The sequence below is a fragment of the Candidatus Hydrogenedentota bacterium genome, from assembly GCA_018005585.1.
Taxonomy (GTDB): Bacteria; Hydrogenedentota; Hydrogenedentia; order Hydrogenedentales; family JAGMZX01; genus JAGMZX01.
The window spans coordinates 1-12,912 of sequence record JAGMZX010000009.1; the positions used below are offsets into that span (position 1 = coordinate 1).

Annotated in this window: 12 protein-coding genes, 1 tRNA gene and 1 pseudogene; 11 read left to right on the top strand and 3 right to left on the bottom strand. The window is 62.2% G+C overall.

The window, feature by feature from the left end:
* Positions 1 to 261: 261 nt before the first annotated feature.
* The 9 genes and pseudogenes from KA184_02780 (at position 262) to KA184_02820 (ending at position 6,585) form a co-directional block, all read left to right on the top strand.
* The gene (locus KA184_02780; GenBank protein MBP8128479.1) at positions 262 to 462 is read left to right on the top strand and encodes a hypothetical protein; all 201 of its coding nucleotides are present in this window, start codon (positions 262 to 264) and stop codon (positions 460 to 462) included.
* The gene (locus KA184_02785) at positions 452 to 1,036 is read left to right on the top strand and encodes a helix-turn-helix domain-containing protein (GenBank protein MBP8128480.1); all 585 of its coding nucleotides are present in this window, start codon (positions 452 to 454) and stop codon (positions 1,034 to 1,036) included. Before KA184_02780 ends, KA184_02785 begins: the two co-directional genes overlap by 11 nt.
* A gap of 69 nt (positions 1,037 to 1,105) precedes the next feature.
* Positions 1,106 to 1,789 (top strand): hypothetical protein, encoded by a 684-nt coding sequence (locus tag KA184_02790; protein MBP8128481.1) that lies wholly within the window; start codon positions 1,106 to 1,108, stop codon positions 1,787 to 1,789.
* Between the two features lie 142 nt (positions 1,790 to 1,931).
* Positions 1,932 to 2,453, top strand: coding sequence for a hypothetical protein (locus KA184_02795; protein MBP8128482.1), 522 nt, complete (start codon positions 1,932 to 1,934; stop codon positions 2,451 to 2,453).
* A gap of 79 nt (positions 2,454 to 2,532) precedes the next feature.
* Complete coding sequence (locus KA184_02800; protein ID MBP8128483.1) at positions 2,533 to 2,745, top strand: DUF1580 domain-containing protein; 213 nt, start codon at positions 2,533 to 2,535, stop codon at positions 2,743 to 2,745.
* Positions 2,742 to 2,963, top strand: coding sequence for an AlpA family phage regulatory protein (locus tag KA184_02805; protein ID MBP8128484.1), 222 nt, complete (start codon positions 2,742 to 2,744; stop codon positions 2,961 to 2,963). The genes KA184_02800 and KA184_02805 overlap by 4 nt, the downstream gene beginning before the upstream one ends.
* Positions 2,956 to 3,543, top strand: a complete 588-nt coding sequence (locus tag KA184_02810; protein MBP8128485.1) for a hypothetical protein — start codon at positions 2,956 to 2,958, stop codon at positions 3,541 to 3,543. The genes KA184_02805 and KA184_02810 overlap by 8 nt, the downstream gene beginning before the upstream one ends.
* A 682-nt stretch (positions 3,544 to 4,225) precedes the next feature.
* A complete protein-coding gene (locus KA184_02815) occupies positions 4,226 to 5,137 on the top strand; it encodes a hypothetical protein (protein MBP8128486.1) in 912 nt (303 codons plus the stop codon).
* An 83-nt stretch (positions 5,138 to 5,220) separates the two neighbouring features.
* Positions 5,221 to 6,585 (top strand): annotated as a pseudogene (locus KA184_02820) (tyrosine-type recombinase/integrase).
* A 276-nt stretch (positions 6,586 to 6,861) separates the two neighbouring features.
* Here KA184_02820 and KA184_02825 read toward each other — a convergent pair.
* The 3 genes from KA184_02825 to KA184_02835 all read right to left on the bottom strand — a co-directional run bounded on the left by KA184_02825 (position 6,862) and on the right by KA184_02835 (position 10,143).
* Positions 6,862 to 6,938 (bottom strand) — tRNA-Val (locus KA184_02825).
* 83 nt (positions 6,939 to 7,021) lie between these two features.
* Positions 7,022 to 8,146 carry an HRDC domain-containing protein gene (locus KA184_02830; protein ID MBP8128487.1) on the bottom strand — a complete coding sequence of 375 codons (1,125 nt, stop codon included), beginning with the start codon at positions 8,144 to 8,146 and terminating at the stop codon, positions 7,022 to 7,024.
* Positions 8,147 to 8,232: 86 nt separating this feature from the next.
* Complete coding sequence (locus KA184_02835; protein MBP8128488.1) at positions 8,233 to 10,143, bottom strand: beta-lactamase family protein; 1,911 nt, start codon at positions 10,141 to 10,143, stop codon at positions 8,233 to 8,235.
* Positions 10,144 to 10,391: 248 nt separating this feature from the next.
* Between KA184_02835 and KA184_02840 the strand changes: the two genes are divergently transcribed.
* Positions 10,392 to 11,477, top strand: coding sequence for a TetR family transcriptional regulator (locus KA184_02840; protein ID MBP8128489.1), 1,086 nt, complete (start codon positions 10,392 to 10,394; stop codon positions 11,475 to 11,477).
* A 171-nt stretch (positions 11,478 to 11,648) separates the two neighbouring features.
* Complete coding sequence (locus KA184_02845; GenBank protein MBP8128490.1) at positions 11,649 to 12,911, top strand: DUF1015 domain-containing protein; 1,263 nt, start codon at positions 11,649 to 11,651, stop codon at positions 12,909 to 12,911.
* The last annotated feature ends 1 nt before the right edge of the window (position 12,912 follow it).

Genomic DNA, 12,912 nt, shown 5'->3' on the forward strand with positions numbered 1-12,912 from the left:
GCGACCCCCTGCGTGTAAAGCAGGTGCGCCCGAATCCCAAGCGGTTGAAAACACGCCACTTACACAAGCCCCGCTGAAAGACTCCCCCGAATCCTCCCCCGTTTTCTCCCCCCGCGTGCAGGAAAACGCCCCCGATCCGATCCCGTCGACCGGGTCGGAAAGTGACCCCGTGGCGACCTTGGCGGCGGCATTCCAAGCCCTGACCACGGAACAACGGCAACGGCTCGCGGAAATGCTCGCGGGCGACAAGGAAACGCGAGTATGAAGAACCCCATCAAGCGACAACTGGCACGCTTGAACCGCATTGAGCGTGAAGCGTGGAAATCGTTCGAGACGAACCGCGATCCGGACTCGCTCGAAGCCGTGCTCCGTATCATCGACGCGCGGTGTCGATTGCTCGGGCTTTACCCCGGCAAAAGGCAAGCCACTAAGGCGCAAGCGAGGGGGGAGCATGCACAGTAGGCAATCCCCAACCCGAGTAACGGCGGCGGCCCGGCGTGCCGAAGCGTTGCGGCTTCGGGCGGCAGGAAAACCGTATCGGGAGATCGCGCGCGTACTCGGAATCGGCGAAGCATCGGCCTGGAAGCTCGTGAAGCGCGAATTCGACCGGCTGAATGCGGCGACGCGAGAGACCGCGCACCAAGTGCGGCAACTCGAACTTGACCGCCTGGACGCCCTACACGAGGCGCTGTGGCCTTCCGCGAAGTCGGGCAACACGCAAGCGATTTTCGCGGCGTTGCGGATCATGGAACGGCGCGCGAAATTGCTCGGGCTCGACGCGCCCACGAAGTTAGGGCTTGAAGGCGCGAACGGTGAAATCACGACGGAAGACATCATCGTGCTTGCTCTCAGTCCGAAAGGCTACGGCGCCGTCCCCGGAAGCCTTTCGCCGGAAGCATACCTTGAGCGGAAAGAGGCGGAACGTCTGGCCGCAACACAGGGTGTCGAACCCATGAGCGAGACCGACCGCGCACTTCCGGTCGACGCGGATGACGATTCCGATCTCGAGGGCGAAACCGAAGACGGCGACAACTGAGCGGCATGCGGCCGCACGGAGGTTCACACTATGAGATTGTTTGTGGCCATAACAGTAGGAGTCTTGGCGATGATCGAATTACCTGAATCCGGATACTTGAGCGGCGCGACCCGAACGCATGGCGAAATGAAGACAGCCTTTGAGACCATCCGCGATGCTGTCGCGGAACTGCAAGGGACCGTGCCCGAACTACAAGCCCCACGGCACGCGCTGATAGTCGAAAGCGGCAATTGGGAAGTGCCCGCGGGCGTCACTTCGCTCGAATTGCTCGTTGTCGCGGGCGGCGCTGGCGGTGGGGGCGGGGGCAATGGCGGGACCGCGACGGACGGCGGCGTAGGCGGGAGCGGCGGCGCAAGCGAAGTCTCGTATGATGGCGGCGCGTGGACCGTTTCCGTAGGCGCACCGGCTGGCGGTCCCTACGGCCACGCAACGGGCGCGGGCGGCCACGCGGCGGAAGCAGCGCAGCATTTCGGCGAAGACGGCGACGGCGCAAGTGGCACGCAATCGGGCGGCGCACGCATTGAAAGCCCCCTGGCCAGCAAGGGACGCGGCGGCGCGGGTGGCGATGGTGCGAACGGCGGCGGCGCTGGCGCGTCTGGCGGTGCACGATGGGCGCATGCCGTCCAGACCGTTGAACCGGGCAAGACCTTGGCGATCACCATCGGCGAAGGCGGCGCGGCGGGCGCGGGCTCCGGCGTAGGTGGCACGGTCGGCGAAGCGGGAATCGACGGCGCGGTCATGATCCGCTGGTAGCAACCAACCCCGTGTTGGTGTACACTGACACGGGTGAACATAGGTTCTGCGGCGACGGCCGCAGGATGGACAAGTTGCCCGGAGCCGGGCGGGGTCTCCCAATCTTCCCTGACCCGGCTCCGGGACCCGAAAGATTGGAATCATGAGCGCATCGAAGAAGACCCGGAAGACCGAAGCGGCGTCGCCCGCCGATCCCGAAGCGGCGTCGCCCGCCGATCCCGAAGCGCCAAGCCCATCGAAGGACTGGCGAATTGGCGCCGATGGACGGGTTGTCATTTCCCGCGAATTGAATGATCGATGGATTCGAGCGATAGACAGAATGGCGCGCCCAATTCTTGTTGAGGGCGAAGACCCGACCACGCGCGGCCTGGCGGTGAAGCAAGACCCGGCGCTGTCCCCGCGTGCAAGGGATGTGCTCTATGTCTTGGCAGACAGCGGCACGCATCCCAACCGCTTGATGAAGAAAGACGAAATCGCAGGCGCGATTCAGACGGACGATCCCGGCACGCGCAATGTGACCGGAGAATCCCTTAAGCCGACTCTGAGACAACTCAGGGGGCATGGACTCGTTGAGTCGAGGGACGGGCCTTGCGGCGGATTCTGCATCACGGAAGAAGGGCAAAACTTGGTATTGCGGCTGCGCTCCGGGCGCGCGTCCGGATAAGTACCGGTTCTTACCGGTTCAGTACTCAACAATCTTGCGTACTTGTGTAATCCTGAACTTCCGACAGGAGATTGCACGAATGCGAGATGAAACGATTACCCTCCACGAAGCGGCAAGACGGTTGCCCTCGATCAACGGGCGGCGAATTCACTATGCGACCGTCCGGAAATGGGCGCGCGTGGGCATCGGCGGCATCCGTCTTGAAACACACCAACTCGGCGGCCGGACGGTTACAACCCCCGAAGCGCTTGCGCGTTTTCTCGCGGCCCTGGATGAAAGGCGCGCGTCATGAGCGGCGAACCCGAAATCCTTCTATGGGATGTGCGGCGCGTGGCAACGGCCTGCGGCCTGGCGGTGCGTACTATTTGGGCATGGGCCGATTGTGGGCGCATTCCGGCGCCGCTTCATATTGGCGGCGCGCGGCGCTGGCGTGCCGAGGAAATCCGCGAATGGGTTGCTACCGGGTGCCCGGACGTGCGGCGGCCCAAGCAAGGTGATCGCCGTGGATAATTCGTCTTCGCGTGATGAAAAGGGCCGGGCCTTCTGGGCGGCGTTGTGGGCGTCTATCGAAGAAAGCCCGCCCATTGACGTCAGTGAAGACCAAGAATGGCAATACGCTTTTCTACTCGCGCGTCGCGTGCAAGGGATTCTGCTAGAGCACGGTTACAGCGTCCGGCACGTGAAGCGCGCGAACTTTCGTGACTTCATCCAACAATTCGCCGATGATCACTGTCTGGACGGCGACGATCTGGGCGAGCAATTCTGGGACGCTTGGGAAAAAATCCGCACGCCCGAAGGCATCGACCCCGTGGCCGCGGCGGCGGTCGATCTAAACGGTAGCGTTCTCGACGGTGATTTCTCGACCGACCGCATGCAGGGGTATTGTAGCAAACTGTATTCCCTGGGCGTGCAACTGGCGGGTGGCGTGGGCGGGGGATTTTTCCTGTCATGTCGGAAAGTTGAAGAAGTCTTGGGGATCGACCGGATGACTGCAAACCGCGCATTTTCAGAACTCGTTCGGAGTGGCTATCTGGCGAAAGACGGCCAAGCAACAACCAAGACGGCGCAACGGTACAAGGTGCTCAAGTGAAACCCCATTTACCGACAGACTCTGTCACACGGCATCGAAGCCACTACCAGACGGCGGCCCGAAGGCCGTTTCATGTGACAGAGGAACTGAGGAAACAGATGTTCCCGAGGAAACAGAGATATTGAGATACTAAAGAAACAGACGGGATCGCCGTCCGAAGCCCGACGGCGATCCGCACGTGCCGAAAGGATTCGATCTGCATCGGCTTCGGAAGCGGCCTTCGGCCTGGTTTAGTACACGGCCGCATGGGCAGAATCGAGGGACTTGACAACGGCAAGGAAAGGTGGAAGAATAGTTACATGAAAAGGAATTCAAAGAAACCGACTCTGACGGACCTGCTAAGGCAGGGAATCGCGGACTCTCCAAGTCTCTTGGGTTTGGAACACGCGACAGGTATCAAGTGCCAGAGCCTTGCGACGTTTCTTCGTGGCGACTCCATGCCACGGCTCGACACCGTTGAAAAACTCATGGAGCACTTCGGCATCAAGGCGAGGCGTGTGCGGAAGGACAAGGTTTCCGTGCAGCGAATCAGCGTCAAGGCGCGGAGGGCAAGACAATGAGCAGGATTCGCGTAATCGCTGCGGAGGGAAGGCAGGAGGGCCAATGTATGGTACGGTGTCCAATATGGGTGCCCGCAACTTTGGTGTGCGTGGTTCTACTCACGGGGTGTCCGGGGACGTTCGTGTATTATGACTTCCACACATCAATTGAGGATATCGCGGTAGGCCCACAAAACTCAGTCTATGTTTATGTGGTAGAGTACAATGAGGACGCTACGGGCCGCCCGATGGTCGATGATAGGATTCATGAATTCAACGCACGGGGAGCGTTCGTGCGCTTGTGGGCCGACCACTGGGATTGGGAGCCTCTAAGAGAGTCTCAACGCCCGACCGTAATCACGGTAAGAGACGATGGACTCGTGTATATTGCTGTCACCCACACCGTAGCTGGACTTGAGGAAGCCAGTATTCAGGAGTTTACTGACGACGGTCAATTCTTGCGCGTCTTGGGTGACGACACCTGGGAAATTGGGCGGCCTACTGGTTTGGCTCTCGGGTCTACCGATTCAATCTATATCACCGACTCGGAATATTCTCTTGTTCGGGAATTCAGGATAGAAGGTAAACCTGTCCGGACTTGGGGAGGAAGGGGTTCTAATACGGGTAAGTTTTTGTACCCGGACGACATAACGGTGGGGCCGGACGGGTCGGTTTATGTTGCCGATACAGGGAATCGCCGCATTCAACGATTTACGGCAACCGGGGATTTCGTGCGCGCGTGGGGCATTGAAGGAACTGGACCTGACGAATTTCTCTGGCCAACTGGCATTGCGGCGGGGCCGGACGGGTCGGTTTATGTCGCCGACACAGGAAATGACCGAGTCCAACAATTTACCGCGAGAGGCGACTTCGTTCGCGCGTGGAATGGGGGGCCGGGTGTCGGTCGTGGTGAATTTGTGGGGCGGTTGCGCGTGGCGGTAGGCAACGACGGTGCCGTCTACGTAGTGGATGCGGGCACAAATTGTGTACAGAAGTTCACGTCCGAAGGTGAGTTTGTGCGCGCGTGGGGAGAGATCGCGAACGTCCAGTGGTAGGGCACCTCAAGACAACCTACGTGAGTTTGTGCGCGCGTGGGGAGAGACCGACCTTTGGTAGATTTGTACGCAAAATCTCGGGAATGAACCCCTCTTTTGAAGGGCAGGAAGTTATGAGCAGAGTCTTCAAGAAGCGTAGCGTGCGCCCCATCCCCGAGGGCGCTGTCATCGCCACGAAGCGCAGCGGGCGTGTGGCACGATGGACAGACGGGAACGGCAAGAAGCACGAAGCGCCGATTATCGAACGCGACGGCGCGGACCACATCGTGATCGAGAGCGAGGTCTTCTATTGCCGGTATCGCACCGCCGATCACATTGTCCGAGAGCGTAGCACCGGCTGCCGAACACAGGACGGCGCCATGCGCGTGCTCGCGGAATTTGAGGCCCGGCAAGAGAAAATCCGATCCGGCGTTCTATCGGCCCATGAGTGCGCCATAGCAGACCACTCCCGAAAACCCATCTCGGAACACATCGAGGCGTACCTCGAACACTTGCGCGCGAATGGGTGCACGGAACGCCACATCAAGGAACGGCGGGCGCAACTTGGGCGCATCGTGACGGAATGTGGCTTTGCCCGTGTGCGGGACCTGGCGGCGGGCGCGTTCGAGAAGTGGCTCGTGTTGTCGGCTGGCGCGGGCATGGGCGCGCGCAATCGCAACGTACATCGAAGTGCCCTTGTCGCGTTTTCCACGTGGCTTGTGATGACGCGACGGCTCACGTCGAATCCGTTCGAGAGCATCCCTGCGGCCAATGAGCGAGCAGACCGGCGCCGTGTGCGCCGTGCAATGTCCATTGACGAACTCGAACGGCTGATCGAGGCGGCGAAGGCTCGACCCCTACGCGAAGCGTTGCACGGGAACCGCGGCGAAGGGCCGGCCACTTTGAAAGACACGACGGCGGCGCGGCTCATGGCCTTGGGCGCAACAAGAGCACTCGCGTACAAAGTCATGGCGTTGACCGGTCTTCGATTCGGCGAACTGCGAAGCATTCATGTGTCCCAAGTGCATCTCGACCACGAACCGGCGTTTATCGAACTGAGGGCGGCCGATGAAAAGGCACGTAGGGGCGCACGCATTCCCCTCCCTTGCGAATTGGCGGCGGAACTGGCGGTCTACATCGACCGGACGCGCCGTTCGCGCAACACGGGGCATCCTACGCGGTCCAATGTGCTGAAATTCGGCCCGGTCCACGACGATCCGCTGCTATTCGACTTGCCCAAGAAGATGACGCGGGTTTTCGACCGGGACTTGATAGCGGCGGGACTCGCAACAATGGACAAAGACGGGCACACCGTCAAGAAAGATGCTCGCGGGCGCACGTTGGACATTCACGCCCTGCGGCATACCTTCGGAACGCTACTCGCTAAGGCTGGCGTACCGCTGCAACTGGTGCAGTCCGCAATGCGGCACTCGACCCCAGCATTGACGATGCGGCATTACGTCCATCTCGACCTTGGCGACCTTGCCGGAGCGGTATCAAACCTGCCTTCACTGAGCGGTCAAGAAGAGGAATCGGCGGCGGTCTATGCGGGCGCGCGCAACCTTCCCCCGAATCCTCCCCCCGATCCTCCCCTCATGGCGGGCAAATCAATACAAATCTCTGCAAATTCCTGCAAAAGTGGCATAGGGAAACAGGACGGCGACCGTCCACATAGCTATGAACAGAAAAACGCGGAAACGTTAGGAAAACCCAATGTTTTCAGGGGTATTGAGGCGAGTAAAGAGTGGTGGGCGGTGCAAGACTCGAACTTGCGACCCCCTGCGTGTAAAGCAGGTGCTCTAACCGACTGAGCTAACCGCCCGCAGTGGCGGATTATACGCATGGGGGGACGGGTCTATCAATGACGTTGCGCGGGCGGCGCGGGCGCCGAGTGTGGGGGGCCGCTCAGGTGAGTTCGGCGAGAATGGCGTTGCCGTACAGGTGGAGGCGGTGGGGCCCGAGCGCGGCGACTTCCGCGAGGTGCTCCAGGCTGTTAGGGTTATGTAGGGCAATGGCCCACATGCTCTCGCGTGTGAGGATCACGTCGGATTCGACGCCGCGGGAGCGGGCCAGGTTCTTGCGCCACTGCAGGAGTCTCTCGTACCGGTCCAGGGTGCCGCAGGGCTGGCGCTCGGGCGGGTCGGGCGCGACCGGTACCGAGCCCTTGCGCCCGCGTTGCACGGCCTGGAGCACTTTAGGGCCGAGGTAAGGCATGCTGCGCCCGCCGATGCACCGGCTCGCAGCGAGGTCTTCCAGGGTCTTGGGCATGGCGATGGCGAGGCGCATGAGGGCCTCGTTGGAGAGCACCTTGAACGGGGGCAGGTCGCGGCGTTGCGCTTCCGCCTCGCGCAGCAGATACAACTCGCGGAGCGCCGCAAGCCGGCGCGCCGAGAGTTCGCGCGCGCCGCGCAGATACCAGAACCCGTCGGGGTCGAAGTCCCGGTCGGGCAGGCGCACGTGCGCGGCGGCGACGAAAATCTCTTGTGCTTCGGTGAGGCGGCCTTTCTCGGTCAATGCCTTCTCGAGGTCGTCTCGCAAGGCAAGCAGGTAGTGGGTGTCGACTTGGGCGTAAGCGAGTTGTTCCGCGGTGAGGGGACGGTGGTGCCAGTTGCTTTTCTGAAGGCGCTTGCGCTGTTCCACGCCGTAGAACTCGCGCAGGAACCAGGCCAGTCCCATGTGGGAATACCCGAGCACGCGCGCGGCCCACATGGTGTCGAAGAGATGGTTGAGGTCCCACCCGTAGTGGCGCTTGAGCAGGGTCAAGTCGTACTCGGAAGCGTGGAGCACTTTTTCGGTCTTGGGATTGACGAGGATCTTGCCCAGCGCGTCGAGCGGGAAGCCCGCGAGCGGGTCTATGATGAAGTCATGGCCGGGAACCGATATCTGGATCAGGCAGACGGTTTCCCGGTAGGCATAGAGGCTGTTGGATTCGATGTCGATGGCTACGCGCGGCGCACGGCGCAGGATTGCCGCGCAGGCCTGCCATGTTTCTTCGCTATCTATCCATTCGTAAGGCGGCAGCTCAGACAAAGTATCCGTTTCCTTCTTTCCTGCCACGCCCGCATTTTACCGTTTTCGAATGGCGGCTGTCGAAGCGCGGGTTCCGGCAAGGAATCCTAGCAGAAATGGAATCCCAGCAGATTCCAATAGTACAGATAAAAGAGCACGATCGCCGATGCGGTCGTCTGGACGGTGAATGCCATGCGGAGGGGCAGGTTCCACCAGGTGCGGCGCCAGGCCGCGACGGTGGTGGCGAACGCAGGCACCCACGCAGCGGCGGCGCCCCACGGCAGGACGAGCAGGGCCGCCAGTATCCGCGGTATCCCGTACCCGAAGGCGTTCAAATCGACTTGGAGCAGAAACGCCATAAATGTTGCTATGAAAAGGACTTGCAGAACGCAGGCGAGGCCGCCCAGCCAGGCTGCCCACGCGGGCCAGCCCGCACGAGGGGCATCGCCGCGGCGGGGGCCCCGCCAACCGCGCCGCGCCAGCCAAGCCAGGCTGCCCAGGAGGACCACGGGCAATGCCGAACCCACTGCCGCGAGGATTACCGGCCGGGTCTCGTACCAGGCCAGCCGGTCGTACACGTTGTCGTCGATGAAGACGTGGGTCACCCGGCCTGCGGCGTCGCGTTCGAAGGCGACCCGGCCCCGGTCGAACAGGCCCACTTCCGCGCCGTCTTCCGCGGCGTTCCGGCGAAACCGGCGATAGCAATCCGGTTCCACCTCGATGAGGTCCCATACGCCAGCCGTGCGCCCGAGCGAGGAGAGAAACGCGAGCTGGACGCGAGCGGGCTTGGCGCCGGGTCCGATTCGGATTTCGCGCACGAATTCCGCGGCGACCGTGGCGAGTTTCATGATATCCGAGCGCACGTGTCGGTTGTGGCGGAAATAGCCGCTTATGGGCGCGGCGGGCGAAGCCTGCCCTGAAGGCGCGGCCACATGCGCGGTTTCACGCGGGGCAGGGAAGTAGTGGTCCAGGAGGGCGCGGACAACGGCGCCGTCCAGTCCGCCGGTCTGTGTATTATGGGAGACAAAGACGCCAAGGCCCTTTTCTGGAACGAGGACGACCTGCGAGATGAATCCCCAGGTCAACCCGCCTTGTTCGAGGATGCGCAGCCCGTTTTCGTAGCGTTCGCCAAAACCGAGGGCCCGCCCCGGCAGCCGCGGATGCTGCGTGAAGTGTTGCTCCTGCATGCGGCGCGCCGCCGCCTCGCTGAGGATGCGCGCGCCGCCATAACGGCCGTAACCGAGATGGGCGAGCAGGAACCGGCCCATGTCCGTTCCGGTCGTCATCAGGCTGGACGCGGGCACGGTCTGCGCAAAATCGAACGTGACGGCCTTCCGGTTACCGAGGGAATCGGTGTAGCCCGTGGCCAGACCGGACAGCAACTCCGGCACGATTACAAAGCTGCTGCGCGACATGCCGAGCGGTTCGAGAATATGGAGGCGCGCGTATTCCGAAAACGGCATGACGGATACTTCTTCGACCACGCACCCCGCCAGCGCGAATCCGTGGTTTGAGTATGAGATGTAGTGTCCCGGCGGCATGACTCGCGGCGGGAGGCTGCGCGCCAGATAGGTGCACAGCGGCAGGATGTCCGCTTCGGTGCGCGCGCCCATGCCGATGAACCGGTCGTCGAATCCCGCCGTATGCGTGAGCAGATGCGTCAGGGTTATCGGATGAGGGTACGCAGCGGGAACCTGAAAACACGAGAGGTATTCATTGACGTCTGTGTCGAGGTCGAGCTTGCCCTGTTCCCACAGTTGCATGACGGCCGTGGCCGTGAACAACTTGGATACCGACGCCACGCGGAACAAGGTGCGGTCAGGTTCCACCGGCCGTCCTGTCGCGGTGTCCATTACGCCGTAGCCTTTGGCGAAGAGTATTCGCCCGTCGCCAACGACAACGCATACGGCGCCAGGAATGTTGAGATCGGGCATTACGCGGGAAAAGACGGGGTCCAACAGCGTTTCAAGCGTGTCCGTATCGCCGGGCCATTCCGGCATCTGCGCGAAGAGTGGCATGGCGCATCCCAACAAAGCCAACACGAGAAACCGCGCCGTTCCGCTATGATTACGCAAAGACATTGCAGACTTGCCCCGTTGAGGCCATCGTTGATGCGCGGATAGTAGCGCACGCGGGCTCCGCCTTACAATGGCCGTGCAGTTGGCCCGCCGGTTGAACTTGCCGATTGCGGCAGCTATATTGAACAGGTGTTCAGATTCTGAATTTGGGTTCGCAACTGCCTCTGCCGGCGCGTTGAGGTGCAGTCATGCCGTTCAGCGATTACAGCATGGCCCTGCCGCGGCGGGAACGCGAGAAAGCGCGCAAGAATACGGCGATTCTTGACGCGGCCCAGCGGGTATTCCAGCGTCGCGGCTACCGTCAGGCCACCATGGAAGAGATTGCCCGGGAATCGAGTTATTCCGTGGGCACGCTGTACAACCTGTTCCGGGACAAGGATGATTTGTACAACCAAGTCATCGCCCGGATCGGGGAAGCGGTCGTTTCGCGCGTGCAAGGGGCGGTGCTCGCGGAACGTGACCCGGAAAAGGCGATAGAGACGCATATCCGTCTGCGCCTGTGCAACTACTTCAACGACCGGCTCTTCTTCGAGACCTTTTCGTGTCCTCCGGAACTCGGGGTACAGCCGGAACCCGGCCGTTTGGAAGCGGGCGTGCTGGCGTGTTACCGGAAATACCTCGAAGTTGCGGAGCAGTTGCTCGAACGCGTTGCGGGCCCGAAGGGCGAGGGGCGCCGCGATGATTTTCGCATGGCGCTGGGTCTCGAAGGCATCGTAACCGCGTACATGGGCTACTGGGCCGGGCCGCGCCAGTCCGACTCGCTTACAGCCATCGCGCACCAGATACACACGATGCTGTTGCGCGGCGTGGGCTCAGACCGCTTCCGTCAGGCGGCCGCGCCGGATGCTGCGCCGGCCGCGTTGCGCGAGGTTCATCTTTCAAGTTACGACCTTGAACGGCTTCGGGAACTCATTACGGTGGCGCGCGATTTTGGCGGCGCCGCCTGTTCGGCGTATCTGGACGTGCTCGACGCGGAACTGAATCAGGCCCGGGTTGTGCAACCGCGCGAAGTGCCGCCGAACTTGGTCACAATGAATTCGCGCGTACGGCTGCGCCATGCCGACACCGGGGAAGAACGGGTTTGCGTACTGGTGTTTCCAAAGGACGCGGAAGTGCGCGAAGAAAACGTGTCCATTCTCAGCCGTCTGGGCACGGCGCTGCTGGGCTTTCGTGTGGGCGACATTATCGAATACACGTCGACCCGGGGTACGGCGCGCTACCGCATCGATGCGCTGCTGTACCAGCCGGAAGCCGCCGGAGACTACCACTTGTGAAGCCGGCAGGGCCCGTCGCACCCAGTTTCGCGCGTTTTTAGCTGTTTGGCGGGACGTTTGACCGGCCGCGAGGCGCGTGCTTACAATTCGCCATGCATTCAAGCGATTACTCAGTCCGTCCTTGACTTGTCTCAAGGGACCGGATTGCGTTTCGCAAAGGTCAGAGAAATCATGCCGGAAATACGACCATTTTGTGGCTTGCGCTTTAACGCGACCCGCACGGGCGCCTTGGACCGGGTTGTCACGCCGCCCTACGACGTGATCTCGCCCGAGGAGCGGCGGGAACTGGCCCGTTCGCCCTACAGCATGGTCCATCTCATCCTTCCGCAGGGCGGCGAGGGCCGGACGCCCTACGAAGCGGCGGCGGCCCGCTTGGCGGCCTGGATCGAGACGGGCGTGCTGGAACGGGACGGCGCGCCGTTGTACTACCTCCTGGAACAGTCGTTCAGGGACCCTGCGGGCCGGGAACGGGCACGTCGCGGCTTTTTTGCGGTGACCCGATTGCCGGAAGCGGGAGACCGCTGCATTCTCGGGCATGAGCGCACGTTTCCAAAGCCTGTCGAGGATCGTCTGGCGCTCACCCGCGCGACTTGCGCGAATCTGGGGCCGGTCTTCGCGCTGTACTCGGACCCGGAAGGCGTGCTGGCGAAATTTCTGGACCAGATGAGCACACGGCCGCCTGATATGACCGCGAGGACCTTCGAAGGCACGCTGAACCGCGTCTGGCGCGTCGCGCCGGACCCGGCGGTAGCGGCGTTTCTCAAGGACAAGACGCTCTACATTGCCGACGGACACCATCGGTTCGAGACCGCGCGTCTCTATCGCGATGAAATGCGCGCGGCGGGTCACACCGCCGCGGGCGGGGACACTCCTTGCGAATTCGTGCTCATGGGTTGTGTCGCGTTGGAAGACGCGGGGTTGAGCGTTTTCCCGACGCACCGCGTGATTGCGCGCCGCGACGGATTCGACGCGAAGGTGCTGCTGCGGGCGCTCGAACCCTGGTTTGACAGCGAAAGCGTCGACGTTGCGGCTCTTCCGGAACGGCTGGCATCAGACCCGGCGGCCTGCGCCATCGGCATGGTCTCGCGTGACCGGGCGGTGGCCCTGTTGCGGCTGCGCGACATCGACCGGACCGCGTTATTGGGCCACGACCGGGGCCCTGCCTGGCGCGATCTTGATGTCGCGGTGCTGCATCGTGGCATCCTCGAACGCAGCCTGGGCTTGCCGCCCGAAACGGAATACGGCTACGAAAAAGAGGCGGCGGCGGCAATCCGGGCGGTGCAGGAAGGCCGCGCGGAAGTCGCGTTCCTGCTCCGCGCGACGCGGCATGACCAGATTCGCGCCTGCGCCGAGGCAGGCGAGGCCATGCCGCAGAAGAGCACGTACTTCTTCCCGAAACTGCCCAGCGGGGCCGTCATTCACCGGCTCATTTAGC

Bases quoted from the DNA above. Each gene is read 5' to 3' on its own strand.
- KA184_02780 (MBP8128479.1), top strand. From the start codon at position 262: ATGAAGAACCCCATCAAGCGACAACTGGCACGCTTGAACCGCATTGAG.
- KA184_02785 (MBP8128480.1), top strand. From the start codon at position 452: ATGCACAGTAGGCAATCCCCAACCCGAGTAACGGCGGCGGCCCGGCGT.
- KA184_02790 (MBP8128481.1), top strand. From the start codon at position 1,106: ATGATCGAATTACCTGAATCCGGATACTTGAGCGGCGCGACCCGAACG.
- KA184_02795 (MBP8128482.1), top strand. From the start codon at position 1,932: ATGAGCGCATCGAAGAAGACCCGGAAGACCGAAGCGGCGTCGCCCGCC.
- KA184_02800 (MBP8128483.1), top strand. From the start codon at position 2,533: ATGCGAGATGAAACGATTACCCTCCACGAAGCGGCAAGACGGTTGCCC.
- KA184_02805 (MBP8128484.1), top strand. From the start codon at position 2,742: ATGAGCGGCGAACCCGAAATCCTTCTATGGGATGTGCGGCGCGTGGCA.
- KA184_02835 (MBP8128488.1), bottom strand. From the start codon at position 10,143: ATGCCACTCTTCGCGCAGATGCCGGAATGGCCCGGCGATACGGACACG.
- KA184_02840 (MBP8128489.1), top strand. From the start codon at position 10,392: ATGCCGTTCAGCGATTACAGCATGGCCCTGCCGCGGCGGGAACGCGAG.
- KA184_02845 (MBP8128490.1), top strand. From the start codon at position 11,649: ATGCCGGAAATACGACCATTTTGTGGCTTGCGCTTTAACGCGACCCGC.